Genomic DNA, 22,477 nt, shown 5'->3' with positions numbered 1-22,477 from the left:
AAGCCGCACTCCGCACGTCTCTCAGGGCGTGCGGTGCTGCAGGCTTCATGCACGTCGCTGTCGTCGTTCTCGTTGTCCTTCGGCTCTTTGCGGGTCTCGAAGGTGCTGGTGAACGGCAAACCCGCGCGTTACGGCCATGCGGGCGGCGTGCTGAACATCCGCGCCGCCGTGCGCGGTTCCTTCTCGGTCGAGGTCCGCTACTCGGGGATGCCGGTGCCGGTGTCCACACCGGAATGGGGCGACCTCGGCTGGGACCAGCTCACGGACGGCTCGATCGTCGCCTCCCAGCCCATCGGGGCCCCTTCCTGGTTCCCGTGCCTGGACGAGCCGTCGTCCAAGGCCTCGTACCTGCTGGACGTGACCGCGCCGTCGTCGTACACGGTGGTGTGCAACGGGGTTCTGGTGGACGGCAAGGTGTCCGGCAGCACCACCCGCTGGACGTACTCGATGGCCGCGCCGATGGCCACGTACCTGGCGACCGTCCAGATCGGCCAGTACGTCGAGGCACTGCCCGGCGTCTGGGCACCGGCCCGCCTGCGCCGTCTGGTGGCGCACGACTTCGCCCGGCAGCACCAGATGATCTCGCTGTTCTCGTCGCTGTTCGGCCCCTATCCGTTCGCCACCTATTCGGTCGTGGTGACCGACGACGAGCTGGACGTTCCCGTTGAGGCACAGGGCTTGTCGACGTTCGGCGCGAACCACGTGGACGGCCGGCGCGGGTCCGAGCGGCTGGTCGCGCACGAGCTGGCGCACCAGTGGTTCGGCAACTCGGTGGGCATCGCCGCCTGGGAGCACATCTGGCTCAACGAGGGCTTCGCGTGCTACTCGGAATGGCTGTGGTCCGAGGCTTCCGGTGGCCGGTCCGCGGACGCCTGTGCCGCCGGGGCCCGGGATCTGTTGCGGCGGTCGCCCCAGGACCTGGTGATCGGGGCGCCCGCGCGGGCTGACTGGTTCGACGATCGGGTTTACAAGCGCGGGGCTTTGACGTTGCACGCGCTGCGCCGCGAGATGGGTGACGACTCGTTCTTCGCGCTGCTGCGGGAGTGGTGTGCGCGCAACCGGCACGGGCTGGTGACCACGGAGGACTTCCTGGCGCTGGCCGGGCACCGGGAGTTGCTCGCACGTTGGCTGTTCGAGCCCGCCCTACCTGTTTAGACGACGTCTGCAAGTACCACCAAGTCTTGATCGAATCGCCCTCAACCGCACCCAACCTGCCCGCCCCGGTGCCAGGGCCTGCGCGGGCGGGCCGTCAGTTGGTAGTGGTTACAGGCCTGTTGATGTCGAGTTGGTAGTAGAAAACTGTCGACGCAAGCGTTTGCTGATCACGTCAGCTACTACCAACTTCCCTCGCCAACACCATGAGAGCAAGGGCCTTTCGCGTGACCTGATTCATGGTGTTCCCCTCCCCAGACACCGGGTACCCCGCCTCGATACGGGAGGAGGAACGACGTGCTGTTCGTGGTGCTCGGCTGTTCGATCGCGTTCGCGTTGCTGGTGGTGGAAGTGGTCCATCGGCTGGTGCGGCGCTTCACCCACAGCGGCAAGATGTACCGGCCAGGTCAGGTGTTCGGAGCCCTGCTGGCGACCCAGACAAGCCTGAGCGTGTACCCGATGGACGCGCCGATCACCCTGCACGTGCTGGGCATCGCGCTGATCCTGGCCGGTGCGTGGCTGCTGTCGGCTCTCATCAGCACGCTGGTGGACATCTCGCTTTCGCGGATTCGCACGGACGTCACGGACAACCGGCACGCACGGCGCGTGCACACGCAGGTCACGTTGGTGCGCCGGTTGGCGTTGGTGATCATCGGTGTGTTGGCGGTGGGCGCGATTCTGATGACGTTCCCGGGGGCGCGCGCGGTCGGGTCGACGGTTCTGGCGTCCGCGGCTGTTATTGGTGCGGTGGCGGCGTTGGCGGCGCAGTCGTTGCTGGGCAACGTGATTTCGGGGATGCAGATCGCGTTCAGCGACGCGGTGCGGCTGGATGACGTTGTGGTGGTTGAAGGTGAGTGGGGTCGGGTCGAGGACATCACGCTGACGTACGTGGTGCTGCACCTGTGGGACGACCGGCGGCTGGTGTTGCCCACCTCGTACTTCCTGAAGACTCCCTTCGAGAACTGGACGCGCACGCAGTCGGCGTTGCTGGGAACCGTCGAGCTGGATCTGGACTGGACGGTGCCGGTGGACGCCATGCGGCAGGAGATGCGGTCCATGCTGGAGGGCAACGACCTGTGGGACGGGCGGGTGTCCGTGTTGCAGGTCACGGCCGCCACTCAGGGTTTCGTGCGGCTCAGGGCACTGGTGAGTGCGGCCGACGCCGGGAAGTTGTGGGATCTGCGGTGTCTGGTTCGCGAGCACCTGGTGGATTGGGTGCAGCGCCAGCACAACGGCGCATTGCCGCAGGTCAGGACGCGTGCGGTCACGGGGACCAAGCGGCAGTTGCCCACCGGCGACCAGCACACCGACGCGCGGGTGTTCGGCGAGAGCCTGGACGGGGCTCTGCGCGAGCAAGCGTTTGCGGGGCCCAAGAACTAGCGGCGTGACCCGTTGCCGGGTCACGCCGCCGATGGTCAGATCCTGGCCCAGCGGTGCTTTTTCAGCTCGCAGTATCCGCCGGCACACTGCCCGGCCTGTCGCTCCCAGAAATTCAGGCCCCCCGGCTGGAAGATCTCCGTGATGCCGTAGTAGACGGGGAAATGCAAGCCGAAGATCCCCCACTGGGTCGCGTGCACCGACTCGTGCCTGGCCACCGGGCCGCTCACCCTCGCGGACGGGGTGAGGTACGTGTTGCCGATGGTCACGCCCCCACGTGTCCCGTAGCCCCACCGCATCCGGGTGCAGTGGATCATCAGGCCGGGCGCCCTGGAGCAGCGCCCGCCCCACAGCTTCGCCCATCCCACGGACAACGCGGTGAACGGGAGGTTCCGCGCGAAACGAGCGGCGTAGAAGAGGCGCCTGCCGACGTTGCGGATGGAGGGCACGCGCCACCGCCACTTCAGCGACCACTGGCCGTCGAGGTCGGTGTCGTTCACCGGGTTCGCGCCCACGTAGTCGTAGTCGTTGGCGGAACCGCCCTCCACCGGGTCCATCGCGAGGAACCGACCGAGGACCGGGCTGTACGGCCGGGCACCCATCTGCACGAGCGCGAGCGAACCCGCGTGCTCGTACGGACGCTGGTGCTGCCCGAGCCAGCCGTAGTCCATCTTGCCCGGCTGGTTGTCCGGCACGTCGTTCAACGGCTCACCGAACGGCGCGTAGGAACGCAGGCCGCCGCTCTGCTTGCCGCCCGCGTCCGTGGTGAGGACGAGGTCGCCGCGCACGGACGGGTGGTCCCAGGTCATCTGGGCCGCCGCCGTGTACAGCACGCCACCGGGCAGGCTGATCGTCGTGGAGAGCAGCTTCTTGTTCGCGTCCAGCGCCAGGTCGCTCGAGTCGCCTGCCGCCGTGTAGCTGTAGAGCACGGACGCGATCGTGTCGCCCTGCGTCGTGTCACGACGGACGATCCGGTTGGTCGCGTCGCGCAGGTACGCGACGCTCGCCGGGTCGGTACCGGTGTTGCGCGCCTTGGTGTTGCGGCCCGCACCGTCGAAGTCGAGGTACGTGGTCGTCGCTCCCGCCGTGAACTGGGTCGTGTTGCCCTGCTTGTCGTAGGTGAACCCGGTCATCGGGTTCGTACCGGTGGTGGCGAGCAACCGGTCCTGCGCGTCGTAGCAGTAGCCGGTCAGCACCGGGCCCGCCGCGGTCTCGTCCTGCAACCGCACGCGGTTGGTGTTCAGGCCGGCGTTGCCCACCGTCCCGGATGGACAGCCAGACGGCGCCGACGACGTGAAGTCGTAGGTGTAGTGGTGACCGGGCACCCAGGCCTGGGTCATCCGGCCCGTCGCGTCGTAGACGTAGTTGGCGCCGTTCGGGTTCGGGTCCGCCCCGCCGAGCGACTCGTCGACGATCGTTCCTCTCTTCGTCCGGGTCACCGCCGACACCACCTGCTTGCCGTCCGAGGTCAGCCAGGTGAGCGACGTCGCCCGGCCCGCCTCGTCCTTGCCGATGGCGCTCAGCTTCGAGCCGTTGGCGTAGTCGACGGACGCGAGCTCGCCCGCCGCGTCGTACGTGCTGGTGGCCAGCACGGTCGTGCCCACCTTGGTGGTGAGCAGCCGGTCCGCGTCGTCGTAGGTGAACGAGCTGACGATCGGGCTGTCGGCCGGGTTCGGCGGCGTCGTCGTGGTGCTGACGACCCGTCCGTTCTGGTCGTACTCGATCACGGTCTTCGTGCCGTGCACGTCCGTGTGGCGGACGGTCCGGCCGAGCAGGTCGACCGACGCGGTGACCGTGCCGTTGTGGTCGGCCGTCGTCGACGTCAGCGGGTCACCGTTCACGCCGTACGTGTGGTTGACGGTCCTGGCGCCATCGGTCGAACTCGCCGGGAAGGTCTGCTTGACCACCCGGTCCCTGGCGTCGTACTCCGTGCACTGCCAGTCTCCGGCGACCGCCTTGGCCACCACACGGCCCGAGGCGTCGTAGATCTGCTCGTCGGTGCGCGCCGAGGTCGTCTGCTTCAGCGCACCCGCCTGGTTGACGGCGGGGCTGCCGGGGACACAGGGATTGGCCCTGGTCTCGTTGTCCCCGTAGTAGGTGTTGGTCGTCTGCGCGCCGGTGGGCTGGGACTTGGTGGTGACGCGCAGGTAGCCGCTGCCGGGCGCCTCATACCCGGTGCTCTGCGCCAGTGCCTGCCCGTTCGGGTCGGCGACGTTCGACGTGGCGAGCCCGTAGACCGGGTCGAGGCCGCCGTCGTACCGGACCGCGCCGACCTTGTCCGGCACCCCTGCCGACTCCGCACCGGTCGTCGTGGTGGCGAGGCCGTAGCGAGGACGCAGCAGGTGGCCCGGGACGATCTCCTGCGTGCCGAACGGGGTGGTCCAGTGCAGCTCGATCCTCGAGTAGCCCACGTCGTTGAGGTAGTCGATCCGGATGCGCTTCACCGCGCCCACCGTCGGGCTGGTGGTCTTGGCCTCCCGCCAGGTGGCCGTGTCGACGTGCTTCCAGTCGTCGATCACCAACGCGTCGTCGATCCACATCCGGATGCCGTCGTCCACGAACGCGCGCAGCGTGTACTCGCCGCCCGCCGGGAAGACGATCTCTCCGGTGAACCGGGCGGAGAACACGTCGTTCGGCATGTTCGGCGGATGCCCGCGTTCCCAGCCCCAGTTGGCCGCCAGCGTTCCGTCCGCGGTGCCGACGCCGGTCATGACGACCTTCGGCACCCCGGCCAGCGTGGTGTTGTCGTAGAACGACGCGCTGAGCCCCTTCATGCCCTCGTCGTACTTCGTGGTCGTGGCGGGCACCTTGTCCCAGCACGCACCGGTCGGGATCTGACCGGCGAAGCAGGAGGCGGGTGCGGGGCCGTACTGGCCGACCGGCCGGTCCGCGTAGTCGTACTCCGTGGTCGACATGCGACCGGCGGAGTCCGTGGACGAGAGCATCTTGTCCTTGGCGTTCCAGCTCTGCCGCGTCGTCCGGCCGGTGCCGTCGGTCGAGGTCAGCAACCGGTCGGCGTCGTCGTAGGTGACGCGGCTGGGCTGGGCGTGCCCAGCGGCGGCGATGGACGTCTGCCGGTTCGCCGGGTCGTAGCCGTAGGTGTGCGTCGCGCGCGGCTTGCCAGGTGCCGCTGCCGGCGCGGTCACCTTGGTGGCCTTGGCCTTGCCGGTCGACTGGTCGTACTCGATCTTCGCGGCGATGTCGGTGAGACCGGCTCGCCCAGCCGGGTCGGCCGCGATCCAGTCGTTGATCAGCGAGGGCCGCACCTGGTCGAGCAGGTCGCCGGTGTAGCCGTAGTCGGTGACCTGCGAGCCCGGGTCCTCGATCCGCGACAGGTGGCCGCCGTTGTACCAGATCCGCGTCTCCGTACCGTCCCAATAGGACACTCGGCAGAGCATCTGGGCCGGCGGGGCGGGATCGGCACCGGACGGTGGCGTGGCACCGCCGTAGCAGTCGTCACCGGACCTGTTGTAGTGCAACACGTGCGCGCGGCCGCTGACCGGGTCCTTGATCTGCGTGAGCCGCGCGGGGGTGCCGCCGTCGTAGACGTTCTGCAGCGTGGCGGGTTTGCGCGAGTCCGCGACCGAGTACTGGGTGTCGAGCTTGCCGTCCGCGCGGAACGTGAAGATGGTGCCGCCCTCGTTCAACGTGACCAGACCGGCCGTGTCGAGCGAAAGCACGCCGTCCTCACCCTCGGGTGCGGTGTAGCCACCCGAACTCTTCTTCGTCCACGTGTGCTTGCCGCCCGAGGCGTCGGTCAGCACCACGTTCTGGTCGGTGACCTGTGCCGTGGTGTAGTTGACGCCGCTGCCGTCGAGATCCGCGGACAACGTCCAGCCCTGCGGCAACGCGGGCAGGTCGCTGCTGAACAGCCAGTCGGCCGGCACGATCTGCGGCGGCACGGCCTCGGCGTCGGTGGTGCGGACGAACAGGCGCATCTGCGACCCGCTGGTGATCTCCTGCAGTTCCACCTTGATCGGCACGCGCTGGCCGGCGGTCAGCGCGACCTCGGTGCCCGCGGCCCAGTTCACGTCGCTGGCGCCGTCACCGTCGTAGATCTTGGTGTTGTTGATGAACACCTCGGCGCCGTCGTCGTGCAGGCCGGCGAACTTGTACTTGGCCGTGAAGGGCGCCTGGAAGAAACCCTCCCAGCGCACGACGAACCAGTCGGCGCCCAGCGCGGGCGCGAACGGGGAGTCCGTGCCCCACGAGACGTTGACCTGCGGCTCGGTCCGCACCAGCACGGGCTGCTGGCCGGGGTTGATGATGCCGTTGTGGCTCAGGTCGTTGAAGTACTGCGCGCGCAGCCCCTTGACGTCGCGCTGCTGCGAGTTGTAACTGAACGTCAAGCCCGCGTTGCCGCCGACCGTGACGAACGTCGGCGTGGTCTCGGACGTCTGGACGTTGCCGTTGGCGAGGTTCACCGCGATCGGGCCGACGGTGTCCACAGGGGACGGTCCGTGGTTGCCGATCCGCTGGTCCACCTTGACGTGGCCGACCCAGGTCGGCGTGACCATGGTCGAACCGGAGTAGGCGGACGCGCGCCAGGTGTAGGCGACACCGTCCTGCAGCACGCCCGCGGGCACCTGCCAGTCCGGAGTCGGGAGGCAGCCGGAGTCGACCACGACGCCGGACTGCGCGTCCGAACCGGTGGCGATCTTGAAGCAGTACTTGACCGCGTCGCCGTCCGGGTCGGTCACCGGGCTGACCGAGAGCGTCGGCGTGAGCCCGGTCAGCACGCTGCCGTCCGCGGGCGCGACGAGCGCGGGCGCGGGTGGCGCGGTGCCGGTGTCGACGACCAGGGTGGCGTTGAGGTGCTTGTAGGTCCAGGTACCCGCCTGCTCGGTGCCGGTCATCATGAACGCGACGTTGAGGTCGCGCGCGTTGACCCTGGTGCGCAGGAAGTTCGTGAAGTCGTTGCTGCTGAAGGAACCTTCGTCACCGACGAGCGCGCCCGCGAGGTACTGGCCGAGTCCGTTGATGTTGCGGTCACTCGCGTGGTAGAGCCCGGCGCCCCAGGTCTTGATCGACCCGGTGGTGCTGGTGTCACGGGTGACGTCGAGCCGCGCGCCCACGACGTTCTTGCCGAAGAGCGGCGAGTAGTCGATGAAGAACCAGCTGCGGTTGTACGTGTCGCCCTTGGCCTGGCTGTTGCCGATGCGCAGGCCGCAGTTGTCGCAGGTGTAGCCGTCGGAGCGGTAGGTGTGCGACTCCTTGACGCCGTAGGTGAAGGTCGGGTCGACGCTCACCGGGTACACGCGCTTCGGGTCGTTGAGCCACTTCTCGTCGACGCCGACGGTCAACGACCAGGCGTTCCCGTCCCGTTCGACGGCGTAGGTGCCACCGGTCGTCGCGGGCGCCTGCCCGTCCTTGCCGGAGGAGTCCCAGGTCTCGACCGGCGGGATCACCAGCTTGACCGCGCCCGCGCCGTCGGCGAGCAGCACCGCGCCGTTCTCGACGCGCGGGGTCAGGCCGCCGGTGTCGAGCCGGAACCGCCACGACGACCGGCCCGGCCGCTTGACCTTGATCGTCTCCTTGACCTGGCCGGACTCGACCTCGTAGTCCAGGTCGGTGTCCGGTGCGACGTCGGCGTAGCTCACCCGGTCGCCGTCGACCTTCGCGGTGGCCGGCTTGGCCTGGTCCAGCGCCAGCGCGACCTTGTGCTCGTCGACCTGCACGGACAGCACGGCGCCATCGTTCGCCCTGCCCGCGAACGAGGGGTCGAGCGGATGCCGCTTGGCCTTGGCGCGCTGCGACTTCCCGTCCACCTGCAGACCGGTGTCCACCGGCTGCCACGCGCCGGCGGCGTCGCGCACGTTCAGCGGCGCGGTCGACTGCTTGACGGTCCGGGTGCCGTCCGGGTTCTCGTACTCCTCGGTGAACATCGACCGCGAGACCAGTTTCGACCGCTTGGCGTCGAAATGGCTTGCCTTCGACGTGGCCAGCGGCGTGAAATCGCCCACCTGTTTCGCGGCGGGCTCGTTCCGGCCGGTGGCGCTTTTGAGCAGCGCCACCTCACGCGGATTCTTGGCGATCGGGGCGGCGGATGCACCAGATGGCACCAACACCACCTCGACGGAGGAGAGCAACACGGCCGCCACCACGGCGACCACGACTCTTTTTCCCATGAAGTCCCCCTCTTCAAGGCACACACGTGCGAGCACACGCGGGTGCCGAGGCCCTGTTCAGAGCTCACGCGGGAACATAAAATGACGATCTTGAACAAACATTGAACGGGGATGGGCGTGCAATTCGGTCTCCTGGGCGAGATCAGAGCCCTAAATCAGGATGTAAACGTCGAAATCGGGCACGCGCGGCAGCGGTGGGTGCTTGCCGTGCTGCTGATGCACGTGAACACACCGGTGACCGCGGACCAGCTGGTCGACCGGGTGTGGGGCGACCACCCGCCGCTGACCGCGCGCGGCACGCTGTTCTCCTACCTGACCCGGATCCGCAAGGCCGGCATCGAGATCGGCAGGCAGTCGGGCGGTTACCTCCTCGCGGTCGATCCCGACGACGTCGACGTGCACCGGTTCACCCGGCTGATCGGCGAGGCCAGGGCCGCCTCTGACGACCGGGCGGCCGAACTGTTCCGGCAGGCGTTCGGCCTGTGGCGCGGGGAACCGCTCTCCGGGCAGGACACGCCGTGGGCGCAAGGCGTGCGGGAGTCGTTGCGACGGCAGCGGTTCGCGGCCGAAATGGACCACGCCGACGTGCTGCTGAGGCTGGGTGAGCACGCGGAGCTGCTGACCGATCTGCCCGCCCGTGCGGCCGAGCACCCGTTCGACGAGCGGGTGGCGGGCCAGCTGATGACCGCCCTGCACCTCGCCGGGCGGTCCAGCGACGCGATGGCGCACTACCGGGCGTTCCGCACGCGGCTCGCCGATGAGCTGGGCACCGATCCCGGCCAGCCGTTGCGCGAGCTGCACCAGCGGATCCTGTCCGGCGACCAGCTCACCGCGAGCAACGTGCCCCGGCAGCTGCCCCCGCGCCCCGGCCTGTTCGCCGGCCGCTCCGACGAGTTGGAAGCGTTGTCCGCCAGGCGTTCCGGCACCGCCGTGATCTCGGCTATCGGCGGCGGTGGCGGAATCGGCAAGACGTGGCTCGCCCTGCAGTGGGCGCACGACAACGCCACGGAGTTCCCGGACGGCCAGCTGTACGTGAACCTGCGCGGCTTCGACCCGAAGACGGACCCGCTGCCGCCGACCGCCGCGCTGCGCGGCTTCCTCGGCGCGCTCGGCGTCGCGGCCGACGACATCCCCGGTTCGGTCGACGACCAGGCCGCGCTGTACCGCAGCCGGATCGCGGGCAGGCGGATGCTGGTGCTGCTGGACAACGCGGCGGAGACCGCGCAGGTGACTCCGCTGCTGCCCGGCAGTCCCAGCTGCACCACGCTGATCACCAGCCGCCGCCCGCTGACCGGGCTGGTCGCGACGCACGGCGCGTTGTCGGTGCCGCTGGACGTGCTGTCCGACGACGACGCGGTCGCGTTGCTCGTCGGCCACCTGGGCGAGGCGCGCGTCGCCGCCGAACCCGCCGCCGTCAAGGAGCTGCTGACGCTGTGCGCCGGCCTGCCGCTGGCACTGGGCATCGTCGCCGCGCGCGCCGCCGTGCACCCGTCGTTGTCCCTCGGGTCGATGGCCACCGAGCTGCGGTCCCACCGCCTGGACGGGCTGGACGCGGGCGAGACCGACCTCAACCTGCGCGCGGTGCTCTCCTGGTCGTATCGCGCCCTGCCGCCCGAGGCGGTCACCCTGGTCGGCCTCATCGCCCTCGCGCCGGGTGACGACATCGGCGAGGAGGCCCTGGCGGCGTTGTTCCCGCAGCCCGCGGACGACCTCGTGGCCGCGAACCTGGTGACCCGGTCGGCCGACGCCCGCTACCGCATGCACGACCTGGTCCGCCTGTACGCGGCCGAACGCGCGACCCGCGAGCTCGACGCGGACGTGCGCACCACCGCGTTGCGCCGCGTGGTCGACCACTACCTGAGGACCGCGCACGCCGCGGACAAGCTGCTCGACCCCGACCGCCCGGCCGTCGAGATCGGCCCGCCCGTCGAAGGCAGCCGCCCGGTCGCACTGACGGACGCGCTCGGCTGGCTGACCGCGGAACACCGCGCGGTGCTCGCGTCCCAGCGGCTGGCGGCCGACCAGGGCTGGCACGCGCAGGCGTGGCAGCTCGCCGCCGTGCTGGACACGTTCCACTTCCGCTGGTGCGACTCGGACACGCACATCGCCGCCTTGCAAATCGGTCTGCGTTCCGCACGGGCCATCGGCGACCTGGCGATCGGTGTGCGCGCGCTGCGCAACCTCGGCCACACCTGCGCGTCAGCGGGCCGCACGGACGAGGCCAAGGGCTACCTGCGGCAGGCCGTCGAGCTCGCCGGAGAGCTCGGTGACACCGTCAGCCAGGCGCACGCCAACATGACGCTCGCCCAGGCCGTGGGCAGGGAGGGCGACCTCGTCGGGGCCCACGAGCTCGCCACCGCCGCACTGGAGCTGTACCGCGCCGGCACCGAACCGCACTGGGCGGCCAGCGCGCTCAACCAGCTCGGGTGGATCTCCGCGCTGCTCGGCCGGTTCGACGAGGCACGCGCCCACTGCCTGGAAGCGCTGGCGCTGCACCGCCACCACGACAACCGCAACGGCGAAGGCGAGACGCTGGACAGTCTCGGCTACATCCACCACCACAGCGGTCAGTTCGCCGAGGCGGTCAGCTACTACCGCGAGGCCGTGGCCCTGTTCGACGAGCTGGGCCACAACAACCACGTGGCGCTCAGCCTCGAACGGCTCGGCGCGGCCCACTCGGAGGCGGGTGACCGAGGCCAGGCCGAGAACGCGTGGCGCGAGGCGCTGCGGCTGCACCGCGTCCACGGGCGTACCGCGGAGGCCGACCGGCTGGAAGCGCTGCTGGCGCGTTAGCCGGAGCGGGCAACCGCTGGCCGCGACGATCCGCGCGGGATCCACCACACTGAGCGGATGAGAACCGGGGACCAGGTCGTCCAGAGCCTGCCGTGGCGGTGGCGCGCACAGGGCACGATCTTCGTCATCGGCGGGCTCGGATTCCTGTTCGACGCGTGGGACGTCACGCTCAACGCGTTCCTGATCCCGCTGGTCAGCGCCGAGTGGGGGCTGAGCCTCGGCGAACGCGGGTGGGTCGGCACGGCGAACCTGATCGGGATGGCGGCCGGGGCCTTCCTGTGGGGCTCGATCGCGGACACCATCGGGCGCAAGAAGGCGTTCAGCCTCACGATCCTGATGTTCTCGGTGTTCACGGTGGCCGGGGCGGCGTCACCGGACTTCGTGACGTTCTGCGTGTTCCGGTTCCTGGCCGGGGTCGGCCTCGGCGGATGCATCCCGGTCGACTTCGCGCTGGTCAGCGAGTTCACGCCGACCAGGGTGCGCGGGCGGGTGCTGGCCGCGATGGACGGGTTCTGGCCGCTCGGCGCCACGCTGTGCGGGCTGACCGCCGCCTTCCTCGCCGACCTGGGCAGCTGGCGGGTGCTGATGCTCACGATGGTGCTGCCGGCGCTGCTGCTGTTCTGGATTCGCCGGGGCGTGCCGGAGTCGCCGATCTTCCTGGTCGCCAAGGGCCGTGCCGACGAGGCCAGACAGGTCGTGGACGGGCTGATCGCCCGTACCGGGGCGCCACCGGAGCAATGGCGGCTGCCTGACCCGCAGCAGGCCCAGCGGCTGTCTGCCAGGGCGATGTTCACGCAGCTCAAGGACATCTGGCGGTTCGACCCGCGGCGCACGGGCGCGATGTGGTTGATGTTCCTCGCCGTGTTCCTGCTGTACTACGGCGCCGTCACGTGGCTGCCGAGCATCCTCAAGGCGCAGGGGTACGGCACGTACGCGGCGTTCATGGTCACGACCGGGACCGTGGCGGTGGGCATCGTGGCGGCGTTGATCAGCGCCTGGCTCGTGGACGTGTTCGGGCGCAAGTGGGTCATCGCGGTGACCGCGCCGCTCGCGTCGGTGGCCCTGGTCATGTTCGCCGTGCAGATCAACGTCGACACGGCCGCGAAAGTGTGGATCACGCTCTACGGGGCGTTGATCCAGATCGCGATCCCCGCGCTGTACGCGTTCGCGCCGGAGCTGTACCCGACGCACCTGCGGGCCAGCGGGTTCGGCTGGGCGTCGACGATCAGCCGGATCGGGGCGGGATTCGTGCCGGTGCTGTTCGGGGCGATCCTGTGGCCGCTTCTCGGGCTGCCGCTGACCTTCGCGGCGATCGGTGTCGTGGTGGTGGGCGGCGTGCTCGTGATGATGTTCGTGGTGCCGGAAACCCGGATGCAACCGCTCGCGGAGAGCGTTCCGTCCTAGACGCATGAGAAGACCGCTCGCCGTCGCGTTTTGCGCGCTGGCTCTCGGCAGCTGTGGTACGAACGGGACCTCTGTGCCGACCGTGTTGTCCTCGGAGGTTCCAGTCGTGTCTTCAGCGAAACCGGACGACAACCGGATCGAGCAGGCGAAGCGCGACGGCCACCTCACCGTGCCACTGATGATCTCCGTGCAGCCGGGACGCGACGAGGAGGTCGAGCAGGCACTGACGAAGCTGGGCGCGACCGTCGAGTCGCGGGATCCCAGAATCGGTTACCTGCGGGCCGAGATGCCGGTCGACAAGGTGGAGGACGCTCGTCTCATCAGCGGTGTGTCCAAAGTGGATGTGGACGAACCGCTCGGCAACAGGCTCCCGGAACCATGAACGGCGCTTTTGTGGACCTGAGGTCTACAAAAGCGCCGTTCATGGTTTGACAGGCTGGCTAGCTGACGGACTGGACGATCACGGCACCGCGGCCGACGACGTTCTCGTCCGCCGTGCGCACCTCGAGCTCACCGCGCAGCACGCGACCGGCACCCGGCGCGCCCAGCGCAGTGATGACGCCCGGCACGTCCCACGACGTACCGGCGGCGTGGTCGGCGTTGCTGTCGTTCACGGTCAGCGTGCCGAGACCGGCCGAGATGTAGGCGTCGAAGTAGTCGTACGCCGTGGTACCCGACGGAATCGCGTAGCCGAGCACCTCGACCTGCCACTTGCCGGCGGCCGGGTTGGCGACCGTCACCGACTCCTCGGAGTCACCGTCCGCCGACGAACCCGCCGACACGCAGGTGCCCGTCGAGCAGTTGAACAGTTCCAGGTCGAGGTCGGCACCCGCGTCGGACGGGTTGCCGATCGTCGCGGTGAGCCGCGACGCCCCGGCCGGAACCTGGATGTCGAACCGCTTGGCCTCAAGGCCGATCGACGGGCGGTCCGTCTTGGCGCTGCCGACCGCACCGGCCACGAGCCGGCCGTTGAACGCGGCCTGCGTGTTCGTGACGGTGTAGGTGCGGTTGAGCGGGGTGCCCAGCGTCGCGGACGCGATGGTGTCCGGGTTCGGGCTGATCGACGTGCCGAGCACCGACGCGGTCACCGAGTACGGCGCCTCGGCGGCGTCGGAGGTGCGGCGCGCCTCGACCACGATCTCCCACACACCGGCCAGCGGGCTGGTCACCGTGCGGCTGGTCGGCGTGCCGAGGCCACAACCGGCACCCGCGTCCGGGTTGTAGCAGTTGGTGGACGAGTTCACGTCGAAGCCGACGCCCTGCGGGGTGTAGCGCAGGAAGCGGACCTGACCCTTGCCGGCCTCGGCGCCACCGGCGGTCATGTCGACCTTCAGCGCGGTCGTGCCCTTGGGCACGTTCACGAAGAGGCTGGTCGACTGGTTGCGCGCGATCGTGCCGGACTTGGTGACCGAGAACTTGTTGGCGGCGTTGAAGTTCTCCGCCGCGAACACGGTGTTCAGGGTCTGCACGTCGACACCGGGGGTCTCGACGTCGTCCAGCTGCAGGACGGCGCTGTGCGCACCGGCCGTCGTCGCCTTGATCTTCACCGGGAACTGGACCGGCGTGTTCAGCGGCAGGTCCACGGTCTTGGCGGCCTTGAACGTGCCGTCGTTGCCCTTCCAGGAGACCTTCCAGGTCTCCAGGTGGTCGTGACCGGTCGTGCGGGTCAGCGTGTAGGTCCGGGTGTACTCCTGGCCCGGGGTCACGCCTTCACGGTCGTGGATGCCGACACCGGTGTTCGGGGTGGCCAGCAGTCCACTGAGGACGGTGTTGACCGGAACCGACGCCGTGACCTTGTTCGGCACGCCGTGCTTGTCCAGCAACGACCACGCGGCGTTGGTGTTGAACAGACCGGCGCCCTGCTCGTAGGCACCCAGGGTGCTCACGAAGTTCGCGCTGCGCTGGATCGCGTAACGCAGCTCGGCGCTGGTCGGACGCTGGCCGTCGTGCTCGGCCTTGAACGCGCTCACGAGCAGCGCGGCGGCACCGGTCGCCTGCGGGGCGGCCATCGAGGTGCCGTTGAACATGGCGTAGCCGGCCGGGAGGGTGTAGGTGCCGGCCACCGGGCCGGGAGCCTGCCACCGCGGCGTGGTGGAGATCGCCGAACCCGGCGCGATGATGTTCGGCTTGAAGCCGCCGTCCTCAGCCGGGCCGCGCGACGAGAAGCCGTGCAGGCTCTGCTTCTGCGCGGTCGTCGAGCCGTAGTTGGACAGCCAGGTCGCGCTGGTGATGTACGAACCGACGCTCACCGCGTCCGTGGCGACCGACGGGTCACCGACGGTGTTGGCGCCCGCGCCCGAGTTGCCCGCCGAGATGAACAGCTGGACGTTGTACTCGTTGATCGTGCGGTTGTAGAGCTCCGCACGGGCGTTGTTGCCGTCGTTGAGCGCCGGGAGGCCACCGATGGAGATGTTCACGACGTCGGCGCCGTTGCGCGCGGCGTAGAGGACACCGTCGATGAGGCCGGAGCTGGTGCAGGACGGCGTGGAGAGGCAGGCCTTGATTGCCATCAGCTTCGCGCCGGGGGCCGCACCGGCCATCTTGCCGTCGAACAGCTTGTAGGCCGAGGTGATGCCGGCGACGTGGGTGCCGTGCGCGGCGCCCGCGATGCCGAGGTTCACGTACGGCGTGCCCGCGTTGTCGTAGATCGAGCGGTCGGTCTGCACGACGAACGCGACGCGGTCGACCACGGGGGTGGCGGGGTTGTCGGTGCCGAAGTAGCCGACGTCCTGCTTGACCTTGTAGTCGAGCATCCGCTTGTTGTTGGTGAAGTTGCCGTCACCGTCGGTGTCGACGAAAACTTCCTTCGTCGTGATGTCCTGGATGACACCGAACGCGTCGACGCGGTCGCCGTCGCGGTTGATGTCACCACCGGTCTCGGACGCGGCGGTGCCGAGGTCGCCCGCCGTCTCGCGGAAGAGACCGAACGAGTAGGGGCCGCCCGTCGCCGGCGCGGTCCACTCGCGACCACCGTTGGTGAACTTGCCGACGACACCGGTCTTGGTCATGGTGACCCAGGTGCCGTCGCCGGAGTTGGTGGCGTTCGCGTTGTACCAGTCGACGATCTTGCGCTCGCCGGTGCTGGTCTTCTGCAGGGCCGGGGTGTCCAGGTCGATGCCGGAGTCGATCACGGCGATCGTGGTCCCGCGGCCGTCCCACTGCGGGTGCGCGGTGGCGAACTGCGCCGCCTGCGTGTCCTGCGTCGGCATGTACGGGTTGGTGCGCGCGGTCTTCGAGTCCGGAGCCTTCTGCGGAGCGGGGCTCTCCATGCCGGCCGGACGCGGGTTGTCGAGGGCGATCAGCCCGTCGACGTCCACCGTGCTGACCGAGGCCAGCTTGGCGGCCTTCTCCGCGTTTTCACGCGGGATGGTGACCTTGACGTAGTCGACGTCCTTCTCGGTCTTCTGGACCGTGGCGCCGAGCGCCTTGAGGTCGTTGACGGCGGCGTCGGTCTTGCCGTCCTCGGCGGCGACCAGCAGGTCGACGGTCGCCTTGCCCTCGCGGGCGGCCTCGTCGACGAGCGCGCGGTCCGTCTTGTCGAGCTGCTTGTCCGCGGCGGGTTGCTGCGGAGCGTTCTGCGCGATTGCAGGGGTGGCGGCGAAGCCGAACCCGGCAGTGCCCAGCACCGCGGTCAACAAGACCGTTCCGGTGCGGCGTCTCCAGTTCTTCACGGCGCAAATGCCCTTCGTGGGGTAAAGAGTGCTCCGAAGCACATCTCTTCGCCTCGCGACTGACAATCGGCTTCCTGGAGCATTCTTCAGATCCACATTGGACTGTTCAGTGGCTTGTCCGCGCAGGGTTTTGATGCTGCGCGTTTCCTTGCCGCCGTGGAACGAGCAGTTCCCCTCCAGTCAAGGGCTGATGGAGGGGAATGTCAAGGCGCTGTCAACGGTGAACGTCGTTGCCGTGTAACAGGATCCCGTCAGCGGACGATGGACTGATCGCTATTTCCGCCCATCAGCGAACGCAATCTCGACCGCAGGCGCTGGACGATCCCCTGGCCGGTCGCGAGCGCTTTCGGCTGCGCTCCGCACGACGGGCAGTTGTTGCGGTGCTTGGCCAACGCGCGCTGAAGTTCGCCGATGTGCCGAGCGGTCCGTTCGGGCACGGAATCCTTCTTGACCGAGAGCAGGCTCAGCTCGGTCAGCGGCGCCCTGCCCCGGTCGTGCCGGACCGCGGGAGCGATGGTGTGGAAGAAGATCAGGTTCCGCCGCCGCGCGGGCTCGATGGCGCGGACGTCGCACCACGCGATGGTGGTCTGCCGGTCGAGGCTGCTGGAGTTGATGCCCTCGGGGGTGAGCTTGGTGCCCATCCTGAAGCTGCGCCACGCGACCGTGCCGCCCATGAGGGACCACAGGCCGCCGAAGACGTAGCCGAACCACGGACCGTCCGCCATCGCGATCGGCCCGCTGACGGCGACGGCGGTGCCGAGGCCGAACAGGAACCATCTCCACCTGGTGTGCATGTCTCCATCCTGTTTACCCGAATCGGGCGCTTAACATTGTTCGGTGCCTAACCAGGACCTCCCGCTGCGGGCGGAGTTCCGCGGTCTGCCCGACATCCCTGCCGACCAGGTCGTCACCGGGCTGATTCCGCTCGAACCGCCCCACTTCCAAACGCCTCCCGCGTTGGAGTTGTTGAGTGCGCCCATCTCCTTCGTGACAGGGCAGCGCGGGGTGGGCAAGACGCAGTTGGCGGGCGCGTACGCGCGTCAGCGGGTGCGGGACGGGTGGTTGGTGGCGTGGGTCGGCGCGGAGACCGAGGACCAGATCAAAGCCGGCCTGGCCGAGTTGGCTGATCGGCTGGGGTTGTCCAGGCCGGAGGACCCTGCCGACGTCACGGCCGCACGAGTGCGCAACCACATGCAGACGCGACCTGGACCCGCACTGCTGGTGTTCGACAACGCCGTGTCGCTGGACTCGGTCCTGCGGTACGTGCCGCGAGCCGGAGCCGCCCACGTGGTGATCACCAGCACCGCACGCGGAACGCAGGTCGGGAACGGCGACGTGCTCGTGGACGTGTTCGACGAGAAGACCGCGTTGCGATTCCTCCACGAGGCCACCGGTCTCACCGACGACAGCGCTGCCGCGGAACTGGCGCAGGAGGTCGGCCGCCTGCCGCTGGCACTCGCGCAGGCCGCCGCCAGGATCAAGACGGCCGGCTGGAGCTACCCGGACTACCTCGCCCGGTTCAGGCGATTCCCGGTGGAGAAGCACCTCGGCCGGCGCGACGGTGACCCGTACCCGCTGGGGGCTGCCACAGCCATCCTGGTCGCGCTGGAACCTTTCCAGGGCAGCGAGATCCTGGAGACGCTGGCGCTGCTGGCGCCGGAAGGTGTGTCACGCGGCATGCTCGACCGGGACGCCGACGACGAACTGGCCCAGCTGTACGAGTCGTCGCTCGTCGAGTACACCGCCTGGTCCGGGGTGCGCACCCACAGGCTGGTCCAGAGGGTGATCCGCGACAGCTGCCGTGCCGCGGGTACCTACGACAACGCGCTGGAAAGAACGGCCGACCTGATCAGGAGCTGCCTGGACGGGCTCCGGTTGTACCGGGCCGCCCAGTTGGAGAGCACGACACTGGCTCGCCACGCCGAGGTGTTGTGCGAGAACGCGAAAGGACAGCGCCTGGAGCGCGAAATCACCAGTGTGGCGCTCGAAACGCATCTTTGGGTGCATCGCGCACGCCATCAAGCTGCTCTCGCGTGGGTGGAAATGGTGGTCACCATCAACCCCGAACAGCCGCACGCACACGTCGTGGCGGCGTTTGAGCAGGTTTTCGACGACACGAAACAAGCACTGGGCCTTGACGATCGAGACACGCTCAAAGCAGCCGTCGCACTGGCACGTGCATATGCCCGAGCAGGCAGGCACGAGGACGTCATCGAGATCCTGGACGAGGCCAGAACCGCTCCTGGGTTCTCCTGGAACAGCGGTGACCACTACGGGGAGTCGGGACAGCTCTACAGCCGCGCTGTGCGCGAACGCGATCGCGACATTCCACAGGACTAATGGCTGTTCAGGCGCTACCTTGCGCCCATGGACCTCAAGCTGGTCGCCGACGAGCTCTACGGCCTGCCGCCGAAGGACTTCACCGCGGCCCGCAACGCCGCCGCCAAGCAGGCCGACGACAAGGACCTCGCCAAGGCCATCGCCGACCTGCGCCGCCCCACCGTGGGCGCCTGGGCGGTCAACAAACTGGTCCGCGACGCCCCCGAGGGCCTCGAGGAGGCGCTGGGCCTCTCCACGGCGCAGCTGACCATGCGGGAGCTCGGCCGCAAGCGCAAGGAGCTGATGGAGGCCCTGGTCTACCGCACCCTGGAACTGACAGGGCCGCTCGCGGACGACGCCGTCACCCAGGTCCGCAACACCCTCACGGCGGCCATGGCCGACCCGGAGTCGGCCGAGCAGGTGCGCAAGGGGCATCTCACGAAGGGGCTGGAGTACTCCGGGTTCGGGTTCGCCCTGCCGGCGCCGGAACCCGCGCAGAACGACGGCGAGGACGCGCTGGCCCGCAAGCGCCGGGAGCGGCAGGAGCGGAAGCTGGCCGAGGCGCAGCAGGCGTTGGACGAGGCCGAGCAGGCGCTCGGGGAGGCCCAGGCCGATCAGCTGGCGGCGCAGCGGGCGTTCGACCGGGCGGCTGAGCGGCTGGAGGACGCCAAGCGGGTCGCGGCGGCCGCGGAGAAGGCGCGCAAGGCGGCGGAGCGCAAGGTCAACGATCTGAGCTAGACCGGTCGAGGGGGCCCCACTCGTCCGAGTGCTGGGCGTCGACCAGGTCCGTGCACTCCCGCAGGGCCTCGTCCGCCACCCACGCGAGCGGTTCCAGGCAGCGGACCAGGGGCTCGTTGTCCGGGCCCCGGCCCACTTCGGCCCCGCGCAGCACCCACGCGCGGACGTCGGGGCCGCGCAGGTCGCGCAGGTGGCGGTAGTCGAACAGGCGGCGGGCCACCCACAGTTCGCGGGAGCGGTCGCCCCACCACGGTTCGATCCGCAGCGGGCTCGCGGACAGGCCCGGCAGCTCCACGCCGGTCAACGAGTCGCGTGACGTCGCGGCGGCGTCCGCGGCCGGGCCCTTCGACCAGCGCACGTAGACGTCGTCACCCAGGTGGCCCACCAGGTCGGCGAGTTTCGTGATCGTGGGGAGTTCGGTCGTCACGTTTGGTGACGTACCCGGCCGAACCTGAAGGAAACCTGAAGGAATTGAGCCTGGTCACAGTGAAAGCCGACCGGAACACCACGCTCCGGTTGTACGTTCAACAATGTGGTTGGCCGCGAGCGCTCGAGCTGCGCGCCAGGGCGATCCGACACCCCCAGGTTGGAAAAGCCCTTCCGCAGGCGTCGCGTGCTCGCGCCGCGGTCAACCCGCCGTCGACCGACATGACCGGAGAACCCCCTCACCGGGCAGTGGCGGTCGGCGGCACCTGGATAGTGCGGCGCCCCTCCCCCCAGAGGGCGCCGCGCTACAGGTTGTACTGGTCGTGGCGGGCGTAGAAGGCCTCCATCTCCTCCGGCGGCAGGCCCTTCGCGGCGCCCACCTCCAGGAAGAAGTTCTCGCGGGCGATCCCCGGCGAGAAGAGGATCAGCATCCGGACCGGCGCGTCGCTGTCGTTGCGGAACGCGTGCGGGCGGTTCGGTGGCACGTACAGGAAGTCGCCCTCGCCGCCCTTGATCCACTCGTCGCCGTCGAACAGCGTGATCTCGCCTTCGAGCACGTAGAACGACTCGGAGAAGGTCTTGTGGAAGTGCGGGCGGGCACCGGGCTGCCGGGCGTCCATCCGCCACTCGAACAGGCCGAACTCGCCGTTCGTGACGGACCCGGGGGCCACGAACCTGGCGGACTTGGTGCTGAAACCCACTTCGGAAGCCGGTCGGAAGGTCATCGTCGGTCTCTCCCCAGAAAAGTGAACTTGATTCAGGTCTCGTGCGTGATCAGCGGTGGAACTATGCTCGGCCGATGGCACATGACGCGGATGTCATCGTCGTCGGCGCGGGCCTCGCAGGTCTCGTCGCGACCGCGGAGCTCGCAGACGCCGGCCGCAAGGTCATCCTCCTCGACCAGGAGCCGGAGGCGACGCTCGGCGGCCAGGCCTGGTGGTCGTTCGGCGGGTTGTTCCTGGTGGACACTCCAGAGCAGCGCAGGCTCCGGGTCAAGGACTCGCACGATCTGGCACTGCAGGACTGGATGGGCTCGGCGGCGTTCGACCGCGACAGCGACCACTGGCCGCGGCTGTGGGCACAGGCCTATGTGGACTTCGCCGCCGGCGAGAAGCGCTCGTGGCTCTACAACATGGGCGTGCGCTGGTTCCCGTTCGTGCAGTGGGCCGAGCGCGGCGGCTACCTCTCCAACGGCCACGGCAACTCGGTGCCGCGGTTCCACGTCACCTGGGGCACCGGACCGGGCGTGGTCGAGCCGTTCGAGCGGCGGGTGCGGGAGGGCGTGGCCAAGGGGCTCGTGACGCTCAAGTTCCGGCACCGGGTCACCGGCATCAACGTCACCAACGGCGTGTGCGACGGCGTGTCCGGCGAGGTGCTGGAACCGTCGTCGGTGAACCGCGCCGAACCGAGCTCGCGGACGGTCGTCGGCGACTTCTCGCTGTCCGCGCAGGCCGTGATCGTCACGTCCGGCGGCATCGGCGGCAACCACGACCTCGTGCGCAGGAACTGGCCGGAGCGGATGGGCACGCCGCCGAAGTTCATGCTGTCCGGCGTGCCGGACTTCGTGGACGGGCACATGATGGAGATCGCGCAGAAGGCGGGCGCGTCGATCATCAACGCCGACCGCATGTGGCACTACCCCGAGGGCATCGCGAACTACGCGCCGGTGTGGGGCAAGCACGGCATCCGGATCCTGCCCGGCCCGTCGCCGCTGTGGCTCGACGCGGACGGCAACCGGCTGCCCATCCCGCTGTTCCCCGGCTTCGACGCGCTGGGGTCGTTGCAGCACATCACGACGCACGGCCACGAGCACTCGTGGTTCGTGCTGAACAAGAAGATCATCGGCAAGGAGTTCGCGCTGTCTGGCTCCGAGCAGAACCCGGACCTGACGGGCAAGGACACCCGCGCGGTGCTCAAGCGCGCGTTGCCAGGAGCTGTCGCGCCGGTCGAGGCGTTCGCGCAGAAGTCGAAGGAGTTCATCCAGGCCGGAACCGTTGCCGACCTGGCCCGCGGCATGAACGCGCTGACCGGCGACGACCGCATCGACGCCGCCGCGCTGGAGCAGATCATCGTCGAGCGCGACCGGCAGGTCACGTCCGGACTCGGCAAGGACATGCAGGTCAACGCGATCCGCGCGGCGCGGCACTTCCTCACGGACAAGCTGATCCGCGTGGTCGAGCCGCACCGGTTGCTGGACCCCAAGGCCGGCCCGCTGATCGCCGTGCGACTGTCGGTGATCACGCGGAAGACGTTGGGAGGCCTGCACACCGACCTGTCGTCGCGCGTGCTCGACACCTCCGGCGAGGTGCTGCCAGGCCTCTACGCCGCCGGTGAGGCCGCCGGGTTCGGTGGTGGCGGCGTGCACGGATACCGCGCGCTGGAAGGAACCTTCCTCGGCGGCTGCCTGTTCTCCGGGCGCGTGGCCGGACGTTCGGCGGCCGACGCGGTCAAGTAGTCCCGCGTGGTGGA

General features: G+C 69.1%; 13 protein-coding genes. 8 read left to right on the top strand and 5 right to left on the bottom strand.

From position 1 onward, the window contains the following. The first annotated feature begins 33 nt into the window (after positions 1–33). The gene (locus B0F77_RS12005) at positions 34–1,155 is read left to right on the top strand and encodes a M1 family metallopeptidase (protein WP_245847983.1); all 1,122 of its coding nucleotides are present in this window, start codon (positions 34–36) and stop codon (positions 1,153–1,155) included. Between the two features lie 294 nt (positions 1,156–1,449). Beyond that, positions 1,450–2,532 carry a mechanosensitive ion channel family protein gene (locus tag B0F77_RS12000; protein WP_245847981.1) on the top strand — a complete coding sequence of 361 codons (1,083 nt, stop codon included), beginning with the start codon at positions 1,450–1,452 and terminating at the stop codon, positions 2,530–2,532. A gap of 35 nt (positions 2,533–2,567) precedes the next feature. Here B0F77_RS12000 and B0F77_RS11995 read toward each other — a convergent pair whose 3' ends face one another. Continuing rightward, positions 2,568–8,657: a PA14 domain-containing protein gene (locus B0F77_RS11995; protein WP_211293754.1), complete on the bottom strand. Its 6,090-nt coding sequence runs from the start codon at positions 8,655–8,657 to the stop codon at positions 2,568–2,570. Between the two features lie 111 nt (positions 8,658–8,768). On the opposite strand from B0F77_RS11995, the gene B0F77_RS11990 reads away from it, so the two are divergent. The 3 genes from B0F77_RS11990 (at position 8,769) to B0F77_RS11980 (ending at position 13,236) form a co-directional block, all read left to right on the top strand. Then, entirely contained in the window at positions 8,769–11,450 is a 2,682-nt protein-coding gene (locus B0F77_RS11990) for an AfsR/SARP family transcriptional regulator (RefSeq protein WP_086662931.1), read from the top strand. Between the two features lie 57 nt (positions 11,451–11,507). After that, a complete protein-coding gene (locus B0F77_RS11985) occupies positions 11,508–12,854 on the top strand; it encodes an MFS transporter (protein WP_086662930.1) in 1,347 nt (448 codons plus the stop codon). Between the two features lie 106 nt (positions 12,855–12,960). Further along, on the top strand, positions 12,961–13,236 hold the full coding sequence (locus B0F77_RS11980) for a hypothetical protein (protein WP_143466686.1): 276 nt from the start codon (positions 12,961–12,963) through the stop codon (positions 13,234–13,236). Between the two features lie 58 nt (positions 13,237–13,294). On the opposite strand, the gene B0F77_RS11975 is transcribed toward B0F77_RS11980, so the two are convergent. Both B0F77_RS11975 and B0F77_RS11970 read right to left on the bottom strand, forming a co-directional pair. After that, positions 13,295–16,525 carry a S8 family serine peptidase gene (locus B0F77_RS11975; protein ID WP_086662928.1) on the bottom strand — a complete coding sequence of 1,077 codons (3,231 nt, stop codon included), beginning with the start codon at positions 16,523–16,525 and terminating at the stop codon, positions 13,295–13,297. Positions 16,526–16,776: 251 nt separating this feature from the next. Beyond that, positions 16,777–17,319: a hypothetical protein gene (locus B0F77_RS11970; RefSeq protein ID WP_086662927.1), complete on the bottom strand. Its 543-nt coding sequence runs from the start codon at positions 17,317–17,319 to the stop codon at positions 16,777–16,779. Positions 17,320–17,362: 43 nt separating this feature from the next. Here B0F77_RS11970 and B0F77_RS11965 point away from each other — a divergent pair, with 43 nt between their 5' ends. Next, the gene (locus tag B0F77_RS11965) at positions 17,363–18,865 is read left to right on the top strand and encodes a P-loop NTPase family protein (RefSeq protein WP_086662926.1); all 1,503 of its coding nucleotides are present in this window, start codon (positions 17,363–17,365) and stop codon (positions 18,863–18,865) included. Positions 18,866–18,892: 27 nt separating this feature from the next. Next, the gene (locus tag B0F77_RS11960; protein WP_086662925.1) at positions 18,893–19,582 is read left to right on the top strand and encodes a hypothetical protein; all 690 of its coding nucleotides are present in this window, start codon (positions 18,893–18,895) and stop codon (positions 19,580–19,582) included. On the opposite strand, the gene B0F77_RS11955 is transcribed toward B0F77_RS11960, so the two are convergent. Next, on the bottom strand, positions 19,566–20,009 hold the full coding sequence (locus B0F77_RS11955) for a DUF6098 family protein (RefSeq protein WP_086662924.1): 444 nt from the start codon (positions 20,007–20,009) through the stop codon (positions 19,566–19,568). The genes B0F77_RS11960 and B0F77_RS11955 overlap by 17 nt on opposite strands. A gap of 304 nt (positions 20,010–20,313) precedes the next feature. Continuing rightward, the gene (locus B0F77_RS11950) at positions 20,314–20,733 is read right to left on the bottom strand and encodes a cupin domain-containing protein (protein ID WP_086662923.1); all 420 of its coding nucleotides are present in this window, start codon (positions 20,731–20,733) and stop codon (positions 20,314–20,316) included. Positions 20,734–20,807: 74 nt separating this feature from the next. On the opposite strand from B0F77_RS11950, the gene B0F77_RS11945 reads away from it, so the two are divergent. Then, complete coding sequence (locus B0F77_RS11945; RefSeq protein ID WP_086662922.1) at positions 20,808–22,463, top strand: FAD-binding dehydrogenase; 1,656 nt, start codon at positions 20,808–20,810, stop codon at positions 22,461–22,463. Positions 22,464–22,477 lie beyond the last annotated feature (14 nt).

It is taken from the genome of Lentzea kentuckyensis, assembly GCF_002150765.1.
In the GTDB taxonomy this organism is placed as follows: domain Bacteria; phylum Actinomycetota; class Actinomycetes; order Mycobacteriales; family Pseudonocardiaceae; genus Lentzea; species Lentzea kentuckyensis.
The sequence above is the reverse complement of the archived record's forward strand: the minus strand, read 5'-3'. Positions and strand labels throughout refer to the sequence as shown.

Excerpts from the sequence above, each read along its gene's own strand:
- B0F77_RS11995 (WP_211293754.1), bottom strand. The coding sequence starts at position 8,657 with ATGGGAAAAAGAGTCGTGGTCGCCGTGGTGGCGGCCGTGTTGCTCTCC.
- B0F77_RS11990 (WP_086662931.1), top strand. The coding sequence starts at position 8,769 with ATGGGCGTGCAATTCGGTCTCCTGGGCGAGATCAGAGCCCTAAATCAG.
- B0F77_RS11985 (WP_086662930.1), top strand. The coding sequence starts at position 11,508 with ATGAGAACCGGGGACCAGGTCGTCCAGAGCCTGCCGTGGCGGTGGCGC.
- B0F77_RS11970 (WP_086662927.1), bottom strand. The coding sequence starts at position 17,319 with ATGCACACCAGGTGGAGATGGTTCCTGTTCGGCCTCGGCACCGCCGTC.
- B0F77_RS11960 (WP_086662925.1), top strand. The coding sequence starts at position 18,893 with ATGGACCTCAAGCTGGTCGCCGACGAGCTCTACGGCCTGCCGCCGAAG.
- B0F77_RS11950 (WP_086662923.1), bottom strand. The coding sequence starts at position 20,733 with ATGACCTTCCGACCGGCTTCCGAAGTGGGTTTCAGCACCAAGTCCGCC.
- B0F77_RS11945 (WP_086662922.1), top strand. The coding sequence starts at position 20,808 with ATGGCACATGACGCGGATGTCATCGTCGTCGGCGCGGGCCTCGCAGGT.